Here is a 21,660-nt window from a genome sequence, read left to right on the forward strand (position 1 = left end):
ACATGGTTCAGTCCTCTCCGGGAAGCGTCACGGCATCACATCGCCCGAATTGGGCCCGAGGGTCTGCCCCACGAAGAGGTTCCCGCCCGGGTCGCTCGCCAGCAGCAGCGCAGTGGGCGCCACCTCCTCCGGCGTCCCAAACCGGCCAAGCGGCAGCTCTTTCCGCTTGGCGGCCTTCCAGTCCTCCGAAATGCCGTCGACCAGCGGAGTCTCGATCGGGCCGGGCGCGATGCAGTTCACCAGCACGTTGTCGCCCGACACCTCGAGGGCGAGGGACTTGGTCATGCCGATCACTCCGGCCTTCGCGGCACTGTAGTGGCTCAGCCCGGTTCCTCCCTTGATCCCCAGCTGGGAGGCGATATTGATGATGCGCCCCCACTTCCGCTCCCGCATCTCACCCACCACCTCCCGGCAGCACAGGAAGACGCCGGTCAGGTCGACGGCGAGGGTCTCGTTCCACTGGTCGAGGCCCATGTCCTGCAACGGCGACTCGGTGAGCAGCCCGGCGCTGTTCACCAGGATGTCCACCTGCCCCAGGTCCTCCCGGGCGGTGGCGAAGGCCCGGGCGACGCTGTGCTCGTCGGCCACGTCGACGGCGATCGTGCCTTCCGCCGACGCGTTCCGGTCGAGCACCGCCACCCGGGCGCCCCCGGCCCGGAACGCCTCGGCGATGGCGGCCCCGATTCCGCTGCCACCGCCGGTGACGACGACCCCGCGGCCTTCGAAGAGGGCCATCAAGCCCTCATCTTGACGGTCAGCCCGCCGTCGACGACGAGCGCCTGACCCGTGATGTACACGGCAGCCTCCGAGGTGAGGAAGCTGATGACGCTTGCAACCTCCTCCGGCCGGCCCACCCGGCCCCACGGGATGTCCTTGCCCGCCCGCTCCAGCCCCTCAGGACCCAGCGAGTTGACCGGGTCGAGCGACTGCGGTGTCTCGATCAGCCCCGGAATCACCGCGTTGGCGCGGATTCCCCTTGGCCCCAGTTCGACGGCGACGCTGCGCACCAGCCCCAGCACGCCGGCCTTCGCGGCGGCGTAGTGGGCGTGCTCCTCCCACCCGTAGACACCGCCGGCGATCGAGGACACCGCCACCAGCGCGCCGCCGTCGTTCATCCGCTGCGAGCCGGCCCGCAGGGTGCGCAGCACCCCGGTGAGGTCGACGTTGAGCATGTCGTCCCACTTCTCGTCGGAGAGCTCATGCAGCGGTGCGTTGCGCAGGATGCCCGCGTTGGCAATGGCGTAGTCGAGCCTGCCGTACTCGGCGATGGCACGCTCGGCGAACGCATCGACCGACTCGGTGGAGCGCACGTCGACCTCGTGGATGATTCCCATGCCGCCCGCGTGCTTCACCGCGTCGAGGGTCCCCTCGGGGTCGTGCGGATCCCCGGGGAAGGTGCCGATGATCGACACCACCCCGCGCTGTGCGTAACTGACCGCCAGGGCGCGGCCGATGCCGCTCGCCGCGCCAGTGATGACCGCTACCTCAGGCTGGGACGTCATGGGGTGACTCCTCCCGCATGACCGCGTCGACGTGCTTGGCGCCCATCATCATGAAGCCCGAGAGCAGGGTGCCCAGGGCGCCGACCCACAGCGCGGCGGCACCGGTGCCGGCGGCCGTGGCAACGATGGTGAACAGCGCGCCGCCGATGATGGTGCCGGGCTGGCTCATCGCCCCGATGAAGGACAGGCCCGTGGCCCGGCAGCTGACGGGGTAGCACTCCGCCATGTAGTACTGGATGGCCGCGTACGGGCCGACCAGGAAGAAGAGCCCCGTGCCGTAGGTCAGGATGATCAGGAACGAGCTCTCCACCAGCGGGCTCAGCATGACGGCGAACGACAGTCCTGAGATGATCCAGCCGCCGATGATGGTGCGCTTCCGCCCGATCTTGTCACCGATCCAGCCGTGGAACACGTAGCCGAAGTAGGCGAGCAGGTTGATGACGATCAGCAGCCAGAACGCCGTCGACAGCTCGACGCCCTTGGCGTTCGCCAGGACCGAGGTGCCCAGGACGCTGAAGATCGCGATGCCGAAGAAGTTCAGGATCCACGCCAGCGAGAACACGATGGTGTTCCGGCGCAGCTCCGGTTCCCAGATGCGCTTCAGGGGAGCGGTCGAGGAGTGCTCGACGCCGAAGGACCGGGCCAGGGCGTGCGCCTCCTCGGTCTTGCCCGACTTCTCGAGCTCGGTCAGGCGGTGGTGCAGCTCGAACTGCGGGGTCTCCTTGAGCTTCTTCGAGATGAGGAACACGATGATGAAGGCCGGGATGGTAGCCATGATGTACAGGGCGCGCCAACCGAAAATTGGAAGGAAGACGAGGGCCAGGGCGCTCGCGAGGAGGAAGCCCAGCGGCCAGCCGCCCTGGATAAACGAGTAGTGGAAGCCGGGGCGCTTGTGCTTCTTTTCATCCTCGGTGACCTGGTACACCTCGTTCATGTACGTGGCGTTGACCGCCTGTTCGGAGAAGCCGAGGCCGCCGAAGGAGCGGACGAAGATGAGCAGGCCGTTGCTGAGGAAGCCGAGCCCGGTGGGAATCGCGGCGGTGAGGCCAGAGACGACGGCGGTGCCGCCGACGGTGACCATCATGCCCTTGCGCCGCCCGAGCCGGTCGATGACCGGGCCGATGCCGAAGCAGACGATGGCCGTACCGACGGCGATCCAGGTGTTGATGGCGTAGGCCTCGGGTGCGGTCCAGCCGAACTCCTCCTGCATGGCGGGCAGCAGGGTGCCGAACAGGCCGTAGTCGAAGACCGCAACGGTCCAGGCGAGGAGGGCGAGGACGGTCGCCGTCGTCGTCTGCTTCTTGGTGAATGCCGGGAAACGGCGCTTTTCGTCTCCCCTTGGCGTCGAGAGGTCGACGCCTGCCTCTTGCATTGACATGTCTAGCTTTCCTTTCGGGGGCTCCGGGCGAGGAATGAATCGGCGATCTCGTCGAAGGTGTGCCAGCTGACACCCTCGTGGGAGTTGAAGTGCTGGATGAGGCGCTCGAGCATGAGCAGGACCTGGGGGCGGCCCGAGACATCGGGGTGGATGGTCATGGTGAAGACCGCCTCGTCCATTTCGGCGTAGACCCAGTCGAACTGGTCGCGCCACATCTCCTCGAGGTGGCGGGGGTTCACGAACCCGTGGGAGTTGGGCGCGGCCTTGATGAACATCATCGGCGGGAGGTCGTCGAGGTACCAGTTGGCCGGAATCTCGACGAGGTCCGTCTCCTTCCCCCGGACAAGGGGCTCCATCCAGGTGTCGGCGGGCTGGCCGTAGTCGATCTTCTTCCAGCTGTCGCCGACGCGGATGTAGTAGGGCTCAAAGTCGTTGTGCATCAGGGAGTGGTCGTACTTGATGCCCCGGTCCAGCAGGATCTCATTGGTGACCGGGGAAAACTCCCACCAGGGGGCGACGTAGCCGGTGGGCCGGCGCCCGGAGACCTTCTCGATCAGTTCGATGGAGCGGTCGAGGATCGCCGTCTCCTGCTCGCGGGTCATGGCGATCGGGTTTTCGTGGGAGTAGCCGTGGACGCCGATCTCGGAGCCTGCGTCGACGACCATCTGGGTCAGCTCGGGGAAGGTCTCGATTGAATGGCCGGGCATGAACCAGGTGGAGGGAAGGCTGTGTTTCTCGAAGAGCCGCACGAGCCTCGGCCCGCCGACCTCGCCGCTGAAAAGCCCGCGGGAGATGTCACAGGGCGAGTCCTCGCCCCCGTAGGATCCGAGCATGCCGGCGACGGCGTCGACGTCCACGCCGAATGCGAGTTGGATGTTCTTGGTCATGGGTCAGCCTTTCGACGGAGCGGATAACGGGGGACGGACAGCTGCTGCATGCGGCACGAGGGTTCCGCGCCGGGAGAACTGCTCGGCGATCCGGGCTGGCGGCATTCCGAGCGTGAGGAGCAGTTGGAGCAGGATCCGGGCCTGCGACGGGCGCAGCAGCCCCGAGGGGATCGCCCCCGCGGCGTGGAGGTCCCTGCCGCCTCCGCCGCCGTAGACCTGCATGATCGGCCCGGCATGGACGCGCGTGCTGACGACGACCACGACGCCGGCCGCCGTGGCCTCCGCCACCGCCGCACAGATGGCGGAGTTCGCATTGCCGTTCCCGGTTCCCTGCAGCACAATGCCCCGCGCGCCGGCCGCGAGGGCCGCCCGCAGGAGGGCGGCGTCCGCGTCCGGGTGGGAGGCCACGACGTCGACCCGGGCGGGAGCCGCATCCACCGGCGGCAGGGGGAGCGGCTCGTAGACCGGCGGGGCGGGCCGCAGCTCGACCTGGCCGGCCTCGGTCACGGTGCCCGCCGGTTCAAGGTCCGGGGTGCCGAAGGCATGGGCGTTGACGGTGTGGGCCTTCCGGACGCCGGCGGCCCGGAAGACGTTCCCCGCAAAGGCCACGAGCACGCCCTGCCCGACGGCGGCGGGTGAGGCGGCGACGGCGAGGGCACCCCGCAGGTTGCCCGGGCCGTCCGGGTGGTCGTGGTCCGCGGTGTGCTGTGCCCCGGTGAAGACCACGGGACGCGGATCGTCCTGGGTGAGGTGGGCGAGGTAGGCGGTCTCCTCGGTGGTGTCGGTTCCGTGGGTCACGACGATGCCGAGCACATCAGGGTCCGCAAGGGTGTCTTCGATGGCGGTGCAGATGGTGAGCAGATCGGGGAAGGTCAGCAGGTAGGAGCCCTTCGTCATGACGTCGACCACCCGCACGGGGACGGTCCCGTTTCCGGCACTGGAGAGCAGTGCGTCCCCGGTGTCCGCCGCCAGGGCGGCACCGCCGGCCGCGTCCGAGCTGCGTGAGGCGATGGTGCCGCCGGTGGCCAGCAGCGCCACGGCGGGCGAATTGGTGGTGCTCATTTCACCTCCCGGATCGGGTGGTCTGTTGGGTCTGTGGGGAGCACGCCGGTCAGGATCACTGCCGCCGGGACAACCGTTGCGCAATCGTTTGGGGAGGGAACCCGCCGCATTTACCCAATCGTTTGGGTTGCGTGAAAAATACCCTAAAATGTGATGCAGGTCTCGTCAACGGAATGTTTCCGGCGAAATTGTGCTTGAAACATCGGGCGTCACAGGGGGAGAAGCAGGGATGCGGACAGAGGGAACGGGCAGGCAGCCGATAACGCTCAAGGATCTCGCGGCCGAGCTCGGGATCCATCCCTCCACCGTGTCGCGGGTGCTTCACTCGACCTCGGAAATCGCCCGCGGGGCGGCGTCGTCGGCCACCGCCGAACGGGTACGGAAACTGGCCCGGGAACGCGGCTACTCGCCCGACCCCGGCGCCGCAAGCCTGCGCACCCGCCGGACGAAGGCCTTCGGTGTGATCGTGCCCCGGCTCTCCGATCTGGTCCTCGCCACCATGTACGAGGGAGTCGAGGAGGCAGCGGCCGAGGCCCGGTACTCCACGTTCGTGATGAACTCCCACGACAACCCCGAGGAGCAGCGCCGCAAGGCCGAGATCATGCTGGCGCGCAGGGTGGACGGGCTGATCCTCGGTGACATCCACGCCGGCAGCGAACTGGTCCAGGAACTTTCCGCACGGCACATCCCCTTCGTGCTGATGAACCGCAGGTACCCGGGCTTTCCGTCCTCGACCTGCGATGACAACCTCGGCGGAAAACTCGTCGCCGATCATCTCTGGGACACCGGGCACCGGTCGGTGGCGGTGATCGCCGGGGAGCCCTACGCCAGCACCGCTGTCGACCGCACGGCAGGCTTCCGGCAGCGCTGGCACGAACTGGGCGGGCAGATCTCCGACGCGGACGTCGTCTGGTCCCGCTTCGACACCGAGGGCGGCCGCGAAGCCGCCGAAACCCTCCTGGCCCGCCGGGGCAGCACCCCCACCGCCGTCTTCGCGGTGAACGACTTCGCCGCCATCGGCGCCATGGGTGCCATCCGCTCCCATGGGCTCACCGTGGGGCGGGACATCGCCGTCGTCGGATTCAATGACACCTCCCTGGCTGCCCAGCTTCCCATCCCGCTGTCGTCGGTGCGCTCGCCGATGCTTGAGATCGGACGCAGGGCCGTCGAGCTACTGCGCAGGGTCATCGCAGGCGAGCAGGTTGAGCCCCTCCGCCTGACGCCCGAACTCTTCGTCCGGGAGAGCAGCGCAGCCACGGCTCCGGCTGCCGCCCGCAACGCGCTCGCCGGGTAGGGGCGGGTAGATCCGACCCCGGGGACCGGCTCAGCCCCAGATGGAGGAGCGCGCCTTCCGCCCCTCGGCCCGTGCCGCCAGCGCCTCCTCGAGGGTGACGGCCCGGAACGAGGTCTTCGTGCCCGGGGCGCTGCGGGCCAGTAAATCCATGTCGGCACTGATGACAGTGGCGACCATGGCGTAACCACCGCCGGAGACGGCGTCGCGGTGCAGCACGATCGGCTCCTTGCCACCCGGGATCTGGATCGAGCCCACCGCGTACCCGGCGTCCACGATATTCGAGGGGTCGGAACCGGCACCAAAGGGCTGGACGCGCGGCTTCCACACGATGTCGGGCCCTGAGTACCTCAGCCCGGTGCGGTCCGCGACCGGCGTCAGGGTCCAGGTGGCGCTCAGGAGGGTGTTGAGTCCTTCCTCGGTGAGGCGGTGGTCGTAGAGTCCGGGCAGCACCCGGACAGTGACCTCTTTGTCGAAGGAGGGCCGCAGCGCCTCCTCAAGCTCGGTTCTCTCCGCCCCTCCGGTCCCCACATCCAGTGCCGTCCCGACGGGCAGCACGTCTCCGGCCTTCAGTGCCCTGCCCTCGAAACCCCCCACCGCCCCGAGGGTGTAGGTCGAGCGGCTGCCCAGGACAACGGGGACGTCGATCCCACCCTGCACGGCAACGTAGTACCGGGTGCCGCCGCGCAGCATGCCGAAGGAGACCTCATCGCCGGCAGCAAGTTCAAGCCGGGACCACTGCGGCCGCGGCTCCCCGTTGACCTTGACGTCGACGGGTGCGCCGGCGACGGCGATCACCGCGTCGGTGTCGGTGGTGAATTTCGGGCCCAGGTAGGTGCATTCGAGGACCGCCTCGGCGGCGGTGTTGCCGGCCAGTGCGTTGGCCATCTCGGCCGACAGCGAGTCCATCGCGCCGCCCTGCGGGATGCCGACGTTGTAGTAGCCGGGCCTTCCCTGGTCCTGCACCGTCGTTGCGAGTCCGGGTTCGAGGATATTAATGGCCATCGAGGCGCTCCAGGAGTTCTCGGTTGTAGGCGGCGGGGTCATCGAGCGCCCGCTGGAGGTCAAAGACCACCGGTGCCTGGCGGTAGGTGTAGGTGCCGGCGTCGACCTGCGCCTGGATGTCGCGGTACTCCGCCTCCTCGACGGACCGGAACTTCACGATGTCGCCGGGGCGGAAGAAGATCATAAAGTCCCGGAAGTCGGCGAGGCGCTGGGCGGGATCGAAGATGGGCGCCGCCGCGATGCCGAACATCTGGTACCCGCCGGCCCCCCGCACCGAGTAGATGCACGCGAAGCAGCCGCCGTGGCCCACCGTCAGCGCCGGGGTGTCGGTGCGCGGGCTCAGGTACTTGGGCACCTCCAGCTGATCCTCCTGCGGCACGATCTGGAACATGAAGGGCAGCCCGGCGACGAACCCAACCATCGAGACGAGCCAGGGTGACTCGTGGTGGCGCCGGATGAACTCGGCGGGGGAGTCCAGCCCGTTCTCCTCGGCGGCGAAGTCGAGGTCGGTGCCGTCGGGACGCTGGTGCCCCTTCCGGAAGCGCGCCCCGGTCTCGCGGGTGTAGGGGTCGTCGTACCAGACCGGCACCTCGATAATGCGGGTGTCGAGCGTCTGGTGGCTCGAGTGCGCCACCTCGTCCTCAACGGCGCGGACTTCGGTCTGCAGCCGGTCCGGGGGGAGGATGTCCGGGTTGAAACGGATAAGCAGGGACGCGTTCGCCGGGCAGATGTCGGTGACGCCAGGCAGGGAGCGCGCCGTCAGCAGTGCCGCCATCGCGTTCGCCTTATAGTTCGCCGCCAGGCTCATGGCCTCGGCGATCTCAACGAACAGGAACTCGTCCCCGCCCCAGGTGTAGCGGGCGTCGGTCCGCTGGACCGCGGTGTCGGTCATGAGCTCACTCCCAGCAGGTCGGGGGTCGATTCGATGAACTTCGTCGAGTGGACGACGTCGCGCACCTCGCTGCGGGAGAGGACGGCCTGCAGCAGGGGCAGGGTGGTCTTCACCCCTTCGATGCGCACCTCGCCGAGGGCGCGGATGGAACGGGCGATGGTGTCGTCCCGGCGGGAGTCCCACACGATCAGCTTGGCCAGCAGCGAGTCGTAGAACGGAGCGACGGTTGAGCCGGTGACGACGCCGGAGTCCACCCGGACGCCGGGGCCGCCGGGCCAGTCGAGGCGGGACAGGGTGCCCGGGCTCGGCAGGAAGTTGCTGGCCGGGTCCTCGGCGTTGACCCGGAACTCAAAGGCATGGCCGGTGAACGTGACGTCCTGCTGATTCAGGCGGAGCCTGCCGTCGCGGGCCACCAGGAGCTGCTCACGCACCAGATCGAGCCCGGTGATCATCTCGGTGACCGGGTGCTCCACCTGCAGCCGGGTGTTCATCTCGATGAAGGCCGCCTCGTGCGACACCGGGTCGTAGAGGAATTCGACGGTGCCAAGGCCACGGTAGGAGCACTGCCGTCCCAGCTCCGTCGAGGACTCGAGAATTCGAGCACGCACCGGCTCGGGCAGCGCCGGGGCCGGGGCCTCCTCGACAACCTTCTGCTGGCGGCGCTGCAGGGAGCAGTCACGGTCGCCGAGGTGGATGACGCGCTCGCCGTCGCCGAGGATCTGCACCTCAACGTGCCGGGCGTTGGAGACAAACTGCTCGAGGTACACCGTCGGGTCGCCAAAGGCAGCCTGTGCCTCGGCCCGGGCCATCTCGAGCGTGCGCTGGAGCTCCCGGGCCTCGGTGACGAGGCGGATTCCACGGCCCCCGCCGCCGGACGAGGCCTTCACCACCAGCGGGAAGCCCACCTCGGCGGCAATGGCATCGGCATCGTCGGCCGGGGTCAGGGCGTCACTGCCCCGGAAGGTAGGGACCCCGGCGTCCCGGGCGGCCTGCCGGGCGCGGGACTTGTCGCCCATGAGTTCGATGGCGCCGGCGGCGGGGCCCACCCAGGTGAGTCCGGCGTCGGCGACGGCGCGCGCGAAGCCTGCATTCTCCGAGAGGAAGCCGTAGCCGGGGTGGACGGCATCGCACCCGGTGGCCGTCGCGGCCCCGAGCACCGCCTCGGTCTTGAGGTAGCTCCGTGCGGCCGCCGCCGGGCCGATCACCTCCACCTCGTCGGCGAGTTCGGCGGCGTAGGAGGTAGCGTCGGGCTCGCTGGCCGCCAGCACGGTGCGCAGGCCCAGCTCGCGGGCGGTGCGGATGATGCGCACGGCGATCTCGCCCCGGTTGGCGACGAGGAGTTTCTTGAAGGTCATTATTCAGCCACCACCGCTATCACGTCCCCCGGGTTCACCGCGCCGGCGTCTTCGACGGCGAAGCGTTCGAGGGTGCCGCTGACCTCGCTGCGGACCTCGGAGAACTGCTTCATGATTTCGACCATTCCGATCGCCTGGCCGGCCTCGATTCGGTCCCCCTCGGAGGCGAACGGCTCTTTGTCCGGGGCGGGCTTGCGGTAGAAAATGCCGGGGAGAGGGGAAATGATGTCAGCCATGGTGCGCGTCCTTCCAAGCGGGGAGTGGATTCAGGCGGTAGCGCGCTCCTGCGGGCGGCCGGCACCGGAGAGCACCTCGCGCACTGCGGCTGCGACCTCCGGTGAGTTCGGGGCGTCAGAGTGCACGCAGATGCTCGTGAAGTCGATGCGCAGGAGCGTGCCGTCCGAGGCTTCGACGAGGCCGTCGTCAAGCACCCGGCGGACGCGCTCGGCGGCCTTCACCGGATCGGTCAACTCGGGCCGGCGCTGGATGAGCAGCTGGCCCTCGGGGCCGTAGTTGAGGTCAACGTAGAGCTCACCCACGAATTCGATGCCAAGGCTCTCGCACACCACCTGGTGCTGGGTGCCCGCCAGGCCGTAAAAGGGCACCCCGTAGAGGGCGGCGACCTTGCCGGCGGCCTGCATCAGGTGGTGGTCCCGGGCGAGCATGCCGTAGAGGGAGCCGTGCGGTTTGATGTGGTGGAGGTCGACGCCCTCCCTCCGGAGGAAGGCCGAGAGAGCGCCCACCTGGTAGAGCATCAGGTGTTCCACCTCGTTGGGCGTCAGCTTCATCTCCCGCCGGCCGAAGCCGACGAGGTCCGGCAGGCCGGGGTGCGCCCCGATGCCGAGGTCCCGGCAGGCCGCGGCGGAGATGGTGTCGGCCATGGCGTCCGGGTCTCCCGAATGGAAGCCGCACGCGACGTTGATTGAGTCGACGAGTTCCATCAGGGCCAGGTCATTGCCGAAGGAGTGAAGGCCAAGCGACTCACCCATGTCGGAGTTGATGGTGGGCGTCATTGCCCGAGTGACTTGTGCATCAGTCATGCGCCCAACGCTAGACCCGGAGTCCGCCCGGTGTCAGGGGGTGGAGGGGCTTTGAAAATTCGGTGAGGATGTGCTGTTTCAGCGCCGCGAGACCCGACGGTCCGGAAGCAGTCCCTTGACCGCTCCGGCGGTGAAGTGGACGCCGAACCGGCCCAGCGTCCCGAGGCGCAGGGGGACCGAATCCGCGGCGGCCCGGAGCGAGGCAAGGCACCGAAGCGCCTGCAGCGTCGGGGTGCGGAGGAGCCCCCGTAATGCGGTGCCGTCGGGGGCGGTCAGCTCGAAGCGTGTCGTAGTGAAGTCGTACCAGAGCGCGCGAGGATTTCCCGGCCGCTGGGCCTTGGCGCCCCGCAGGTGCAGGTCGACGTGGTCGTCGCTGGAGAAGTCGAGGGAGTATTCGACGGCGGCGCCGGCGTCGTCGGGAAACAGCGCAATCGTCCCGGTGACCGGCCTCGCGCTGGCGAAGCCGTCGACGTCGATCGTGCCCTCGACGTTCAACCGGTGGTGCGGGTCGGTGCGGAACGTTTCCCAGCCGGGCATTGAGGCACGGAGCACCAGGCGCACCGCGGCCTGGCGGAAGGGCAGCTCGAGCCAGCCGGAGAGCTGCTCGGTGAAGCTGACACTGTCCGTTGGACTTATCTCGCGCATGCCTGCTCTTTCAGCCATGGCTTCATCTTGGGGCATTTCGTTGTTTTTTACATCAAGTGATCTTCTCAAGCACGAGTACCGTGCAGGGTTGGCCGGTAGGTGAGTTCCTGGGTGCGCCCGTCGAGGGTCCGATGCTCCACCAGGTCCAGATCGAAGTCCTCCGCACCCTTGAAGATCGGCTCGAGACCGGTCCGGGCGGTGATGACGGGGAATATCGTCACCTGGAGGCGGTCCACCAGTCCGGCGGCCATCAGCGCCCGGTTCAGCGACAGGCTGCCATGCGAGCGCAATGGCACCTCCGACTGCTCCTTGAGCCGGGCGACGACGTCGACGGCGTCCCCGCCCGCCACCGTCGCATCCGGCCAGTCGAGGGGTTCCTGCAGCGTCGTCGAGACCACCGTTGCAGGCAGGTTCACCATCCGGGTGACCCAGGGATCCCGCACCTCGGATTCCTTCGAACTCGACGCAAGCATCTCCCCGAAAAGCCGGAACGTTGTGGCCCCGAAGACCATCCGGTGTGCCTGGTCATACAAAGCGAGGCGGCGCTCGAGCAGCTCCGGACCCTGCTTGCCCCAGTATCCCGTCCAGTCACCGCCCGCGGCGGCGTAGCCGTCGAGGCTGGAGAAGATGTCCCAGGTGTAGGTAGCTGTCATGATGCTTCCTTCCGGTTGGTGATGCGTACCGGCCGGGCGGCCGCCGTCGGTCGGCTCAGGTCATCAGCCAGCGCCACCACCGCGACGGTCCGGTTGCAGGCGCCGGGCCCGGCTCGGGTTCCGGTTCCTCGCCCAGCGCCCGTGCCGCCTCGACGAGGTCGTCCTCGGTGAGGGTCATGACGTCCTCACGGCCGAGCGCGTCGAGGCTCCTTTCCTCGTCGAGTGAGAGCCTCAGGGCCTGTCGGTTGAGCGCCTGCTCGAACAGGGTGCGGGCGAAGCGCGCATTGCCGGAGTCCTCACCGGAGTGAAGGCCCGCGAGGATGCGGCGCAGCATCTGCTCCGCACCCGGCTCGAGCAGGTACTCGTGCTGGGCCAGCATCTGGCCGAATATCTCCACGAGTGCGTCCACCGAGTAGTCGGGGAAGGTGATCTCGCGCGCAAACCGTGACCGCAGGCCGGGGTTCGAGAGCAGGAACATTTCCATCAGCCGCGGATAACCGGCCACGATCACCACCAGGCGGTGGCGGTGGTCCTCCATGCGTTTCAGCAGGACCTCGATCGCCTCGGGCCCGAAGTCCATCCGGTGATCTTCAGGGGCCAGGGCGTAGGCCTCGTCGATGAACAGGACGCCGTCCAGCGCCCGCCGGATCACCCGGTCGGTCTTGAGCGCGGTTTCGCCCACATACTGTCCGACCAGGCCCGAACGGTCGACCTCCACCAGGTGGCCCTTCTGCAGCAGGCCGACTGCCCGGTACATCTCGGCCAGGAGCCGTGCCACGGTGGTCTTGCCCGTGCCCGGGTTGCCAAGGAACACGAGGTGCTGCGAGGTGGCCACCTCCGGCAGGCCGTGCGCCTTGCGGCGGGCCTGCACCTGAAGCAGTGCAACCAGCGCCCGCACCTGTTCCTTGACCGTGTCCAGCCCGATCAGCGCATCGAGCTCGGCCTGCAGCTCGGAGAGCGGGCGGGCCGGGCCCGGCCGGGGGCCAAACATCTCGCCCACCCGGTCATCGACCCGGTCCCCACCCGGCAGTTTAATCTGCTCGGCCAGGTGGCCGAGCGTTTCGCGCAGTTCCTCAAGCGGATTGCGGCTGGCAGCCATGCTGTTCTCCTGGAGCGATAGGCCGCGGGTTCAGCATCCGCGGTGGTTGCATCACTCTAATACTCACCTCCTCAATCAGGCTTCCCGACCGGGGTAGGAACCGATTGAGGGCTCACTGCCTCGACGTGCTTCCTGCCGCTCCCGGGCCCCTCACGCAGATGCCAGATCAGCTGGAGGAACGGACCTCGTGGGAAGGCTTTACCCGGAGGTGACTGGTAGGCCTGCGGATGCGAGCAGTGAGAGCTTGTCTGCGTCCCGGGAAGCCGCGTCCGGGTGGTACACGACAAGCATGAGACCGTCGGCACCGCCGATGCTCAGCCTTTCGCGATTAAGATGTAATTCACCCACCTGCGGGTGGTTGAAGCGGAGCATGGTCCCCCTTTGCCCACGCACTTCATAGCGGGCCCAGAGCTGTGCGAAGAGGGGACTGGTCAGCGAAAGCTCACCGACGAGTTCGACGAACCGGGGGTTCTCGATGTCGGTTCCCACGGACTGGCGGAGATTGGCGATGAAGCACTCCGCGACGTCTTTCCACTGCGGCTGCAGTGCCTGCTCCGCCGGGTCCAGGAACATGTCCAGGAGCTGGTTCCTCCCGGTGTCCAGTCTCGGCGAGAGCGCTTTGGCGAGCGGGTTGGACGCGAGGATGTCGAAGTAGCGCCCTTCGATGAAAGCCGGCTGATTGAGCGACTCAAGGAGCTTCAACGCCCCGGGCGGGACGATTTCCCTGCGCGGGCGGCGCTGTCGCTGGCGCGGAACTTCGGCCACCAGGGACAGCAGGTGCGTGAAGTGGTCGTCATCCAACTGCAGGACGCGGGCTATTGCTTCAAGTACCTGCAGCGACGGGTGCCGGTCGCGGCCGCGTTCGAGGCGCAGATAGTAGTCGGCGCTGATACCGGCGAGCATGGCAACCTCCTCGCGCCGGAGGCCGGGGACACGACGGACGCCTACGTCTGGGATGCCCGCCTGGGCAGGGGTGATCATTTCCCGCCGGGCACGCAGGTAGACGCCGAGCGCATTGGCGGGGCCACCGGTCCGGCCCCCTGATCCTGAAGTTGGTCGAGCTCCCGGTTGGGGTGCGCTGCCGGGTGGGACGAGGGGGGGTCCTGTCACACCCCGGTCTCGGGAGGGCTCTGGTTGCTTTGTGTCCGTGCGCATACGGTCGTCAACGACCCATTCACGCAATCTATTTCGACAGGAAATCATGACTATCTCCCTGATCACAGGCGCCAACAAGGGCATCGGCTTCGAGACCGCTCGTCAGCTTCTGGACCTTGGACACGTCGTCTACATCGGCGCACGCGATTCGGAGCGGGGCCAGAAGGCGGCCGAGGCCATCGGTGCGCGCTTTGTACAGCTTGACGTCACCGATGACTCTTCGGTCCGGGACGCTCTCGCGACGATTGAGGCGCGCGAAGGCCACCTCGACGTCCTGATCCACAATGCCGGGGTTCTGCCTACGGAGCTGGACGGAGTCACCGCCCTTCACGCCTTCGACACGAATGCCGTCGGCATTGTCCGTGTCACGGAGGCCGCGCTCCCTCTGCTGCGCAACTCGGAAAACCCCAATGTTGTCACCGTTTCCAGCACTGCGGGATCGTTCTGGGCCGTGACCAATCCCGAGCGGCCCGAATTCAATCTGCCTCTGGCGCTCTACTCGGCATCCAAAGCCGCGGCGACCATGCTCACCGTGCAGTACGCCAAGTCCCAGCCAGGCATCAAGTTCAATGCCGTCGAACCCGGGACGACCGCCACCGACCTGACAGCAGCCTTCGGAGTGGGAAGGCCAGTCGACGAGTCCGCCCGCGTCGTGGCCCGCCTTGCAACCCTCGGTGCGGATGGGCCTACCGGCACACTGCAGGACGAGAACGGCAACGTTTCCTGGTAACAGCCGGCCCAACGTACTGAGGTGAGCGCCCGCGCTCACCTCAGTACTTTGTCCTGCCATCGGTTCCGAATGTCCTCAAACGCACAAACCTTTCGCACCAGAGAGATGAAATCTTGACCAGCACAGCCACACAAGAATCCACACACCACCGACCTGCCTCCTGGGGAGGCGTCGTCTCGCTCGGCATCGGAATTTTCGCCATCGTCATGTCCGAGTTCCTTCCGGCGAGCCTGCTCCCGCGTATCGCCGACGACCTGGAGGTATCAATCGGTGCCGCGGGTCAAAGCGTCACCGTGACGGCCATCGCCGGAGCGTTCGCCGCGCTGCTCATCGCCGTGGTGCTCCCACGGATGGACCGCCGCTTCGTCATGATCGGCCTCACCGCGCTGGCCATCGTGTCCAATGTCATCGTGGCGTTGGCACCCAGTCTTCCCGTGCTGCTTCTGGCGCGGGTCCTCCTCGGTATCGCACTCGGCGGATTCTGGGCCATGGCCACCGCGATGGCGGCCAAGCTGGTCCCCGGCGACCACCTCGGCCGCGCGCTGACCATCATCAATGCCGGCGTGTCCGTCGCGACCGTCGTCGCTGTTCCTCTTGGCGCATGGCTGGGAGAGGTCTGGGGGTGGCGCGGGGTGTTCTTCCTCGGCGCCGGTGTCGGGCTCGTCGCTCTCATCGCGCAGACGGCCACCCTGCCGCACGTCATACCAACGGCCGTCAGCGGCCTGCGCGCTCTCGGAGCCACGCTGCGGTCGGGCATCGTCATCGCCGGCCTTACCGCCATCCTGCTCATCTTCGGCGGCCATTTCAGCGGCTTCACCTACATCCGCCCGGCAGCGGAAAGCGTCTCGAATATCGACGCAGGGGGCCTGGCTGTCATGCTCCTCGTTTTCGGCGTCGCCAATGTCCTCGGCACCGCCCTAAGCGGGCCCATCGTCGACCGGTCCCTCCGCACCGCGATTCTCCTGTTCCCCCTCCTCGTGGCCACCGGCATGCTGACCATGCTCCTGACCAGCGGATCGCCCGCGGGCCTGTTCATCGCCGTTGCCCTGTGGGGCTTTGGCTTCGGCGGCGTCCCGACGACCGTGCTGAGCTGGGGGGCCCGCACCGAACCTGCGCGTCTGGAACAGATCGGCGGCCTCATCGTCACCGTCTGCAATATCGCGATCGCGGTCGGCGCAATCGTCGGGGGAGTGCTGGTCGACAGCGTATCGGCCAGCGCAACCCTCATTCTTGGCGGTGTCCTCGCCATCCTGGGCGGCCTGGTCCTGACCAGCCTCCGTCGAGGGGCGAACGGCATCTCCACCCCTGTGAGCAACTAAACCCCCGTCCGGCGGCGGCTCGACATACGAGCCGCCGCCGGACGGGTCCGGGTGCGTCTGCCGCAGCAGGGCACCTTACAACTCCACTTTCATAAGGCCCGCGCACCCACGCCACGCCTTCCCTAAGGAGCACTTTTCATGACAACCATCGGCATACTCGGCGCTGGCCAGGCCGGCAGCACACTCGCCCGTGCCTCAGTGGCGGCAGGTTACACCGTCGTCATCGCCAACTCACGCAACCCCGAGACCCTGACAGGACTGGTTCGCGAGCTCGGCCCGCTGGCGTCCGCCGCATCCGCGACCGACGCAGCAGCCGCAGCGGATGTCGCCTTCCTGGCCTTCCCCTACTCCCCGGACGACCTCCTGCCGGCCAAAGAGCTCGCCGGAAAGATCGTCATCGATAACAACAACTACATGACCTGGCGCGACGGCCACTTCCGTGAAGTCGACTCCGGCCGGAAGACCATCCACGAGCTGCGCCAGGAGCAGCTGCCGGCCTCGAAAGTCGTCAAGGCGTTCACCCATGTCCAGTTCCACGCGCGGGCCCAGATCCGCGTCCCCAGCGACACCCAGCCGGCTCTGATCCGTCTGGCCAGACCAGCTGGAGCTCCCGACCGGAAAGCCCTCGTTGTCTCCAGTGACTACCCCGAGGCCGTCGAGTTCGTCACGGACTTCTACAACGACCTTGGCTTCGATGCTGTCGAGAACAGTCCCCTGAAGGAATCGTGGCGCAGTGCCCCGGGCACCCCGATGTGGCGACACCACGTCGACGGCCAGAGCCGTGAGGAGCTCATCCGCAACCTGCAGCTCGCGCGCCGCCCCGGCCGCTGATCCGGGCAGTCACCACCCGGTACCCTTCCGACGAAGCCTATGCAGAGGTTGTGAGCCGGGAGACTTGAGCCGAGGTTGTGGATCGATCGGAATAGAACCTGAGGTGGCGCAGTTACACCTACTAGCGAGGGTCTTCACCAGAGACTTCCAGTGGAGCTCCTCGTGATCATTTGATGATTGCTGGCCACCTTGGCCGAGAAGAAAAGGGAAACACCACCATGTCTGATTTCAACCTGCGGGACTTCTACGAGCGCTACATCGAGGCGCTGAACGCCCACGAGTTCGACCGGATGGATGAGTTCGTCCACGAATCGATCGTCATGCACAGCGAGCCAAGCACCCGTGAGGCGCTGGTAGCGCAGCTGCACAGCATCATCGACCCGGTTCCTGACTTCCATTGGGAGACCCAGGAGCTGGCCATCCATGGTGACAGCCTCGCCGTGCGCCTTATCAATACCGGAACCCCCGTTAAGGAATGGCTCGGCGCCGCTCCGACCGGCCGGAAGTTCGAGATTGTCGAGTACGCCATCTACACCGTGCGGGGCGGCAAGTTCGTGCACATGTCGGCACTCCACGACGCGGAGGCTCTGCAGAAGCAGCTCGCCAGCTAACAAGCGCCAGACGCCAACGGCTGCAAAGCCGCATGCGGGCAGGGGCCGGATCCGGGACCCTGCCCGCTCCCCGGCGCATGGGCGCCGGCTCAACTTCCTTCAGTTAGAAAGACATTAATATGACATCTCCATTGGGCATTATCGGATCCGGTCCGCAGGGTGAAACGCTTGCGCGTCTTGCCGTTGCGGCCGGACTAAACGTCATGATCAGTAACTCCAGGGGTCCTGAGACCCTGAAGGATCTGGTCCAGGATCTGGGGCCTCTCGCCCGTGCGGGTTCGGTCGCCGATGTCGCCCGCGAGGCTGACATCGTGATCGCGGCCATCCCCCTTGTCGCTTACAAGCAGTTGTCCGCTGGCGCTTTGGCAGGAAAGATTGTCATCGACTCGACCAACTACTACCCGCAACGCGACGGGCAGATTTCGGTTCTTGATGAGAATGCCTCAACTGCCAGTGAGTTGATCCAGACCCATCTCGGATCGTCGTCTGTGGTGAAGGCGTTCAATAACATCGCCTTCTCAAGTCTCGGCAACGGTGCTCGTCCGAAGGGCGACCCGCAGCGGAGTACCCTGCCGATAAGCGGTGAGGACGCAGCAGCGAAAGCACGCGTCGCGGACCTGTTGGACACGCTTGGCTACGATGCGCTGGACGCCGGCAGGCTGGCCGACAGCTGGCGCAGCGAACCAGGCACTCCAATTTACGTCAACCCGTACATGCCGGAATGGCCCGCCGAACGCATGACCGTGGATCAGCTGTTCGCCTGGCTTCGGGCGGCACCGGTTATCCCGATGTCACGGCAGCAGGCTGCCGACCTGCTCGCCGGCGCCGTCCGCGGGCCCGCGGGCGGCCGCTTCCCAGACACCATCTGAGCGCACGCCGGGACAGTGCTGCGCGCGTGATGTATGCACCACTAAGGGTCATCACTCGCGGCCTTGCCGCACGGCCGCAACGTCTCTGATTTTGAACAGCTTGGGCAGATCGCCGAGGGTATTGGACTCGATCGTGACGACGCCGTGTGTGCCCTGCAGGCGGAAGAACACCTCGAGGCGGTGCGGTCCGACCAGGCTGCCGCCAGCTCCTACAGGATCCGCAGCGTCCCGTTCTTCGTCATCGACGGAAAGTACGGTCTCGCGGGTCTGCAGGACGCCTCGGTGATGACAGAAGCGCTCGACATGGCGTGGTCCGAAAGGGCACCTCACGCCTAGCCGGAACCATCAGTCCGGCGTCCGGGACGGCAAGTTCGTGCACAGGTCGGCACTCCACGACGCGGAGGCTCTGCAGAAGCAGCTCGCCAGCTAACGGCGCCCCACGCCAAGGGCCGCGAAGCCGCACGCGGGCAGGGGCCGGATCCGGGCCCCTGCCCGCTCCCAGGCGCCGGCACGGCGATCCCTCCCCAGGTGGGCCGACTGTCCGCACCGCCGCCCCGACGCTCTCCCTCAGCGCCCCCGCGCGCAAGCCAACGCAGCCTGCCGTTCTACCGGCGGCCTTTGGCTCACCGACTAAAGTTCATAGCGACAACCACGTGTCATGGTATCCAGCAGGAAGGTGACGCCATGCAGACCGTAAATCTAGGGGGACGGCCGAGAGAGTTCGACACCGACGAGGCACTCGATCGGGCGATGCGGGTGTTCTGGGCGCAAGGCTATGAAGGCACCAGCCTCACAGACCTCACCGACGCGCTCGGCATCACACGCTCGAGCATGTATGCGGCGTTCGGCAATAAGGAATCGCTCTTCCGCAAGGCGATGACCCGGTACGCGGCCGGCCCCGCCGCCTATGTGAGCCGCGCACTCGAACGCGACACCGCGGAAGAGGTAGCGCACGCGTTCGTGATGGGCGCCGTCGAGGCAACCACCCTCCCCAATTCGCCCGCCGGATGCTTGAGCGTCCAAGGCTCCCTCGCGGCGGGAAAGGCCGTGGTCGTGGCACGGGATGCCCTCATCGCCTGGCGTGAGGACGGCTACACCGGCCTCCGGCGGCGGTTTGAACAAGCGGCGGCTCTCGGAGACCTGCCCCCACAGGCCGACCCGCATCTCCTTGCGAGGTACCTCATGACCGTCGTCAATGGCATCGCCGTGCAGGCAGCCGGCGGGGTCCCACGCTCCGATCTCAAGGACGTCGCCGACCTGGCGCTTCGAAATCTGCCGCTGGCCGCCTGAGTTCAGTTTCCACCGACAGTCCTCCCACGATTCCACCCGGCCCCGCCGGATGAGGCGCGGACCCGGCGCCGCGGAGGACTGTTGACACGTTCGGTGTGCCCGGGGTTACAGTGACGGGAAAATACAGGTCCGTACTGCAGAAACATCGAATCAAGTCGATTCCGTCGATGGTCAAGGGTGTTCAGCGCTGCAGCGGAGAAACCAGAAAGCTGACACCCATGCGCCTAGCCGACTTCAACGCCGCTCCCGCCACCGATGCCGCGGAACTCCTGCGTCCCTGCCTCGACATTCCGCGCTGGATCGACGAAATCGTGCGGGCGCGTCCCCTCGAATCGCTCTCCGCCCTGACCTCGTTCGCCGCGGCCGCGGCACCTGACCTGTCGGTCGACGAACTCGACGGCGCCCTGGCGCACCACCCCCGGATAGGGGAACGTCCCGCCGGGGATTCGACGGAAGCGGGGCTCTCGCGGCGCGAACAGTCGGGGCTCGACGGGTCGGAGGATACTGCGGATCGGATCGCTGCCGGGAACCGCGCCTACGAGGAGAAATTCGGGCGCGTCTTCCTGATCCGGGCCGCCGGACGCTCCGCCGAGGACATCCTCGCCAGCCTGCAGGAACGCCTCAGCCATACCCCCGACGAAGAACTCCCCGTCATCGCCGGCCAGCTGCGGGAGATTGCCCTCCTCCGGCTGAAGGGAACGGTCACCCCGTGAGCTCCGTGAGCACCCACGTCCTCGACACCGGAACCGGCCGGCCCGCCGCCGGCATGGCGGCCAGGCTCCTGCGCCGCGCCGAGGGGAACTGGGAGCAGGTCGGAGGGGGGACCACCGACGCCGACGGCCGCATTAAGGACTTCGGCAATAAGGACCCCGGCCCCGCCGTCCTGCCCGTGGGCATCTACCGGATCGAGTTCGACACCGGGGCGTATTTCCAGGGCGACGGAGTCGAGTCCTTCTTCCCCGAAGTGGCCCTCACCTTCACGGTGGCCAGCGACTCCGAGCACTACCACGTACCCCTGCTCCTGAGCCCTTTCGCTTATTCGACCTATCGAGGGAGCTGACCATGACGTCTCAGCGCGACACTCCGCAGCCGACGAGCCAGCCCGGCACGGCGTCCGGCTCAGCGTCCGAGGGGACCGGCCGCATCGTGCTGGGCCGCAACCAGTACGGGAAGGCGGAGGTCCGGCTGGTCCGGATCACCCGGGACACCGCCCGCCACAGCATCGAGGACCTCAACGTCACCTCACAGCTCCACGGTGACTTCGAACGCGCCCACACCGAAGGCGACAACTCGCACGTCGTCGCCACCGACACCCAGAAGAACACCATCTACGCCTTCGCGCGGGCCGGCATCGGAACGCCCGAGGCGTTCCTCATGCGCCTCGGTGAGCACTTCACCACAAGCTTCAACTGGGTGACCGGCGGCCGTTGGGCGGCCGAGCAGTATTTCTGGGAGCGGATCTCCGACCACGACCACTCCTTCAGCCGGAACAAGTCGGAGACCCGCACCGCGGTGCTGGTGGTGGAGGGCGGCCGAAAGACTCTCGTCGCCGGAATCTCGGGCCTCACCGTACTGAAGTCGACGGGATCGGAGTTCCACGGCTACCCGCGCGACCGCTACACCACCCTCCCCGAAACGACCGACCGCATCCTGGCGACCGATGTGACGGCCCGCTGGCGGTACACCACCCTCGAGGCGGACTTCGACGCCCTGTACTCGGGGGTGCGCGGGATCCTCCTCGACGCGTTCGCGGTGACCCATTCCCTGGCCCTGCAGCAGACGATGTTCACGATGGGCAAGCAGGTCCTCGAAGCCCACCCCGAGATCGGTGAGATCCGGCTGTCGCTGCCCAACAACCACCATTTCCTGGTGGACCTCTCGCCCTTCGGGCTGGACAACCCCAATGAGGTGTTCTTCGCAGCGGACCGTCCCTACGGCCTCATCGAGGCGACGGTGCAGCGTGAAGGCGGCACCGGCGAACCGGAGGTGTGGGCCTCCATCCCGGGCTTCTGCTGACCGAAATTTGGGTCGTGGAAGGCCCTTTCC

Annotated in this window: 25 protein-coding genes; 11 read left to right on the forward strand and 14 right to left on the reverse strand. The window is 67.2% G+C overall.

The features are described from left to right. Positions 1-27: 27 nt before the first annotated feature. The 5 genes from QZX79_RS11085 to QZX79_RS11105 are packed head-to-tail and all read right to left on the reverse strand — an operon-like array spanning position 28 to position 4,829. Positions 28-735, reverse strand: a complete 708-nt coding sequence (locus tag QZX79_RS11085) for an SDR family NAD(P)-dependent oxidoreductase (RefSeq protein WP_294568339.1) — start codon at positions 733-735, stop codon at positions 28-30. Continuing rightward, complete coding sequence (locus QZX79_RS11090; RefSeq protein WP_294568340.1) at positions 735-1,502, reverse strand: SDR family NAD(P)-dependent oxidoreductase; 768 nt, start codon at positions 1,500-1,502, stop codon at positions 735-737. The genes QZX79_RS11085 and QZX79_RS11090 overlap by 1 nt, the downstream gene beginning before the upstream one ends. After that, positions 1,486-2,880, reverse strand: coding sequence for an MFS transporter (locus QZX79_RS11095; RefSeq protein ID WP_294568341.1), 1,395 nt, complete (start codon positions 2,878-2,880; stop codon positions 1,486-1,488). Before QZX79_RS11095 ends, QZX79_RS11090 begins: the two co-directional genes overlap by 17 nt. A gap of 2 nt (positions 2,881-2,882) precedes the next feature. Then, positions 2,883-3,767 carry a polysaccharide deacetylase gene (locus tag QZX79_RS11100; RefSeq protein WP_133402892.1) on the reverse strand — a complete coding sequence of 295 codons (885 nt, stop codon included), beginning with the start codon at positions 3,765-3,767 and terminating at the stop codon, positions 2,883-2,885. Between the two features lie 3 nt (positions 3,768-3,770). Beyond that, the gene (locus QZX79_RS11105; protein WP_294568342.1) at positions 3,771-4,829 is read right to left on the reverse strand and encodes an asparaginase; all 1,059 of its coding nucleotides are present in this window, start codon (positions 4,827-4,829) and stop codon (positions 3,771-3,773) included. A 229-nt stretch (positions 4,830-5,058) separates the two neighbouring features. On the opposite strand from QZX79_RS11105, the gene QZX79_RS11110 reads away from it, so the two are divergent. Continuing rightward, positions 5,059-6,123 carry a LacI family DNA-binding transcriptional regulator gene (locus QZX79_RS11110; protein WP_294568343.1) on the forward strand — a complete coding sequence of 355 codons (1,065 nt, stop codon included), beginning with the start codon at positions 5,059-5,061 and terminating at the stop codon, positions 6,121-6,123. A 30-nt stretch (positions 6,124-6,153) separates the two neighbouring features. On the opposite strand, the gene QZX79_RS11115 is transcribed toward QZX79_RS11110, so the two are convergent. From QZX79_RS11115 to QZX79_RS11155, 9 genes are all read right to left on the reverse strand, one after another. Then, on the reverse strand, positions 6,154-7,125 hold the full coding sequence (locus QZX79_RS11115; RefSeq protein ID WP_294568344.1) for a biotin-dependent carboxyltransferase family protein: 972 nt from the start codon (positions 7,123-7,125) through the stop codon (positions 6,154-6,156). After that, a complete protein-coding gene (locus QZX79_RS11120; protein WP_294568345.1) occupies positions 7,115-8,017 on the reverse strand; it encodes an allophanate hydrolase subunit 1 in 903 nt (300 codons plus the stop codon). The genes QZX79_RS11115 and QZX79_RS11120 overlap by 11 nt, the downstream gene beginning before the upstream one ends. Continuing rightward, positions 8,014-9,372 carry an acetyl/propionyl/methylcrotonyl-CoA carboxylase subunit alpha gene (locus tag QZX79_RS11125; RefSeq protein ID WP_294568346.1) on the reverse strand — a complete coding sequence of 453 codons (1,359 nt, stop codon included), beginning with the start codon at positions 9,370-9,372 and terminating at the stop codon, positions 8,014-8,016. Before QZX79_RS11125 ends, QZX79_RS11120 begins: the two co-directional genes overlap by 4 nt. Next, a complete protein-coding gene (locus tag QZX79_RS11130) occupies positions 9,372-9,608 on the reverse strand; it encodes an acetyl-CoA carboxylase (RefSeq protein ID WP_294568347.1) in 237 nt (78 codons plus the stop codon). The genes QZX79_RS11125 and QZX79_RS11130 overlap by 1 nt, the downstream gene beginning before the upstream one ends. A gap of 30 nt (positions 9,609-9,638) precedes the next feature. Continuing rightward, the gene (pxpA, locus tag QZX79_RS11135; RefSeq protein WP_294568348.1) at positions 9,639-10,412 is read right to left on the reverse strand and encodes a 5-oxoprolinase subunit PxpA; all 774 of its coding nucleotides are present in this window, start codon (positions 10,410-10,412) and stop codon (positions 9,639-9,641) included. Positions 10,413-10,490: 78 nt separating this feature from the next. Next, on the reverse strand, positions 10,491-11,075 hold the full coding sequence (locus tag QZX79_RS11140) for a hypothetical protein (protein ID WP_294568349.1): 585 nt from the start codon (positions 11,073-11,075) through the stop codon (positions 10,491-10,493). Positions 11,076-11,122: 47 nt separating this feature from the next. Beyond that, positions 11,123-11,710 (reverse strand): dihydrofolate reductase family protein, encoded by a 588-nt coding sequence (locus tag QZX79_RS11145; RefSeq protein WP_294568350.1) that lies wholly within the window; start codon positions 11,708-11,710, stop codon positions 11,123-11,125. Positions 11,711-11,765: 55 nt separating this feature from the next. Further along, positions 11,766-12,809 carry an AAA family ATPase gene (locus QZX79_RS11150; protein WP_294568351.1) on the reverse strand — a complete coding sequence of 348 codons (1,044 nt, stop codon included), beginning with the start codon at positions 12,807-12,809 and terminating at the stop codon, positions 11,766-11,768. Between the two features lie 198 nt (positions 12,810-13,007). Further along, entirely contained in the window at positions 13,008-14,048 is a 1,041-nt protein-coding gene (locus QZX79_RS11155) for a helix-turn-helix transcriptional regulator (protein WP_366484924.1), read from the reverse strand. On the opposite strand from QZX79_RS11155, the gene QZX79_RS11160 reads away from it, so the two are divergent. From QZX79_RS11160 to pucL, 10 genes are all read left to right on the forward strand, one after another. Beyond that, positions 14,011-14,694 (forward strand): SDR family NAD(P)-dependent oxidoreductase, encoded by a 684-nt coding sequence (locus tag QZX79_RS11160; RefSeq protein ID WP_294568353.1) that lies wholly within the window; start codon positions 14,011-14,013, stop codon positions 14,692-14,694. The two genes, QZX79_RS11155 and QZX79_RS11160, sit on opposite strands and share 38 nt — an antisense overlap. A gap of 113 nt (positions 14,695-14,807) precedes the next feature. After that, positions 14,808-16,013 carry an MFS transporter gene (locus tag QZX79_RS11165; protein ID WP_294568354.1) on the forward strand — a complete coding sequence of 402 codons (1,206 nt, stop codon included), beginning with the start codon at positions 14,808-14,810 and terminating at the stop codon, positions 16,011-16,013. A gap of 138 nt (positions 16,014-16,151) precedes the next feature. Next, positions 16,152-16,844: an NADPH-dependent F420 reductase gene (locus QZX79_RS11170; RefSeq protein WP_294568355.1), complete on the forward strand. Its 693-nt coding sequence runs from the start codon at positions 16,152-16,154 to the stop codon at positions 16,842-16,844. Between the two features lie 218 nt (positions 16,845-17,062). Continuing rightward, positions 17,063-17,455 (forward strand): ester cyclase, encoded by a 393-nt coding sequence (locus QZX79_RS11175; protein ID WP_294568356.1) that lies wholly within the window; start codon positions 17,063-17,065, stop codon positions 17,453-17,455. Between the two features lie 119 nt (positions 17,456-17,574). Continuing rightward, positions 17,575-18,324, forward strand: a complete 750-nt coding sequence (locus QZX79_RS11180; protein WP_294568357.1) for an NADPH-dependent F420 reductase — start codon at positions 17,575-17,577, stop codon at positions 18,322-18,324. Between the two features lie 63 nt (positions 18,325-18,387). After that, positions 18,388-18,660 carry a DsbA family protein gene (locus QZX79_RS11185; RefSeq protein ID WP_294568358.1) on the forward strand — a complete coding sequence of 91 codons (273 nt, stop codon included), beginning with the start codon at positions 18,388-18,390 and terminating at the stop codon, positions 18,658-18,660. A gap of 348 nt (positions 18,661-19,008) precedes the next feature. After that, on the forward strand, positions 19,009-19,614 hold the full coding sequence (locus QZX79_RS11190) for a TetR/AcrR family transcriptional regulator (RefSeq protein WP_294568359.1): 606 nt from the start codon (positions 19,009-19,011) through the stop codon (positions 19,612-19,614). Positions 19,615-19,832: 218 nt separating this feature from the next. Then, positions 19,833-20,327, forward strand: a complete 495-nt coding sequence (gene uraD / locus QZX79_RS11195) for a 2-oxo-4-hydroxy-4-carboxy-5-ureidoimidazoline decarboxylase (protein WP_294568360.1) — start codon at positions 19,833-19,835, stop codon at positions 20,325-20,327. After that, a complete protein-coding gene (gene uraH, locus QZX79_RS11200) occupies positions 20,324-20,674 on the forward strand; it encodes a hydroxyisourate hydrolase (RefSeq protein WP_294568361.1) in 351 nt (116 codons plus the stop codon). The genes uraD and uraH overlap by 4 nt, the downstream gene beginning before the upstream one ends. A gap of 2 nt (positions 20,675-20,676) precedes the next feature. Continuing rightward, the gene (gene pucL / locus QZX79_RS11205) at positions 20,677-21,630 is read left to right on the forward strand and encodes a factor-independent urate hydroxylase (RefSeq protein ID WP_294568362.1); all 954 of its coding nucleotides are present in this window, start codon (positions 20,677-20,679) and stop codon (positions 21,628-21,630) included. Positions 21,631-21,660 lie beyond the last annotated feature (30 nt).

This window comes from uncultured Arthrobacter sp. (genome assembly GCF_902805515.1).
Lineage (GTDB): Bacteria > Actinomycetota > Actinomycetes > Actinomycetales > Micrococcaceae > Arthrobacter_D.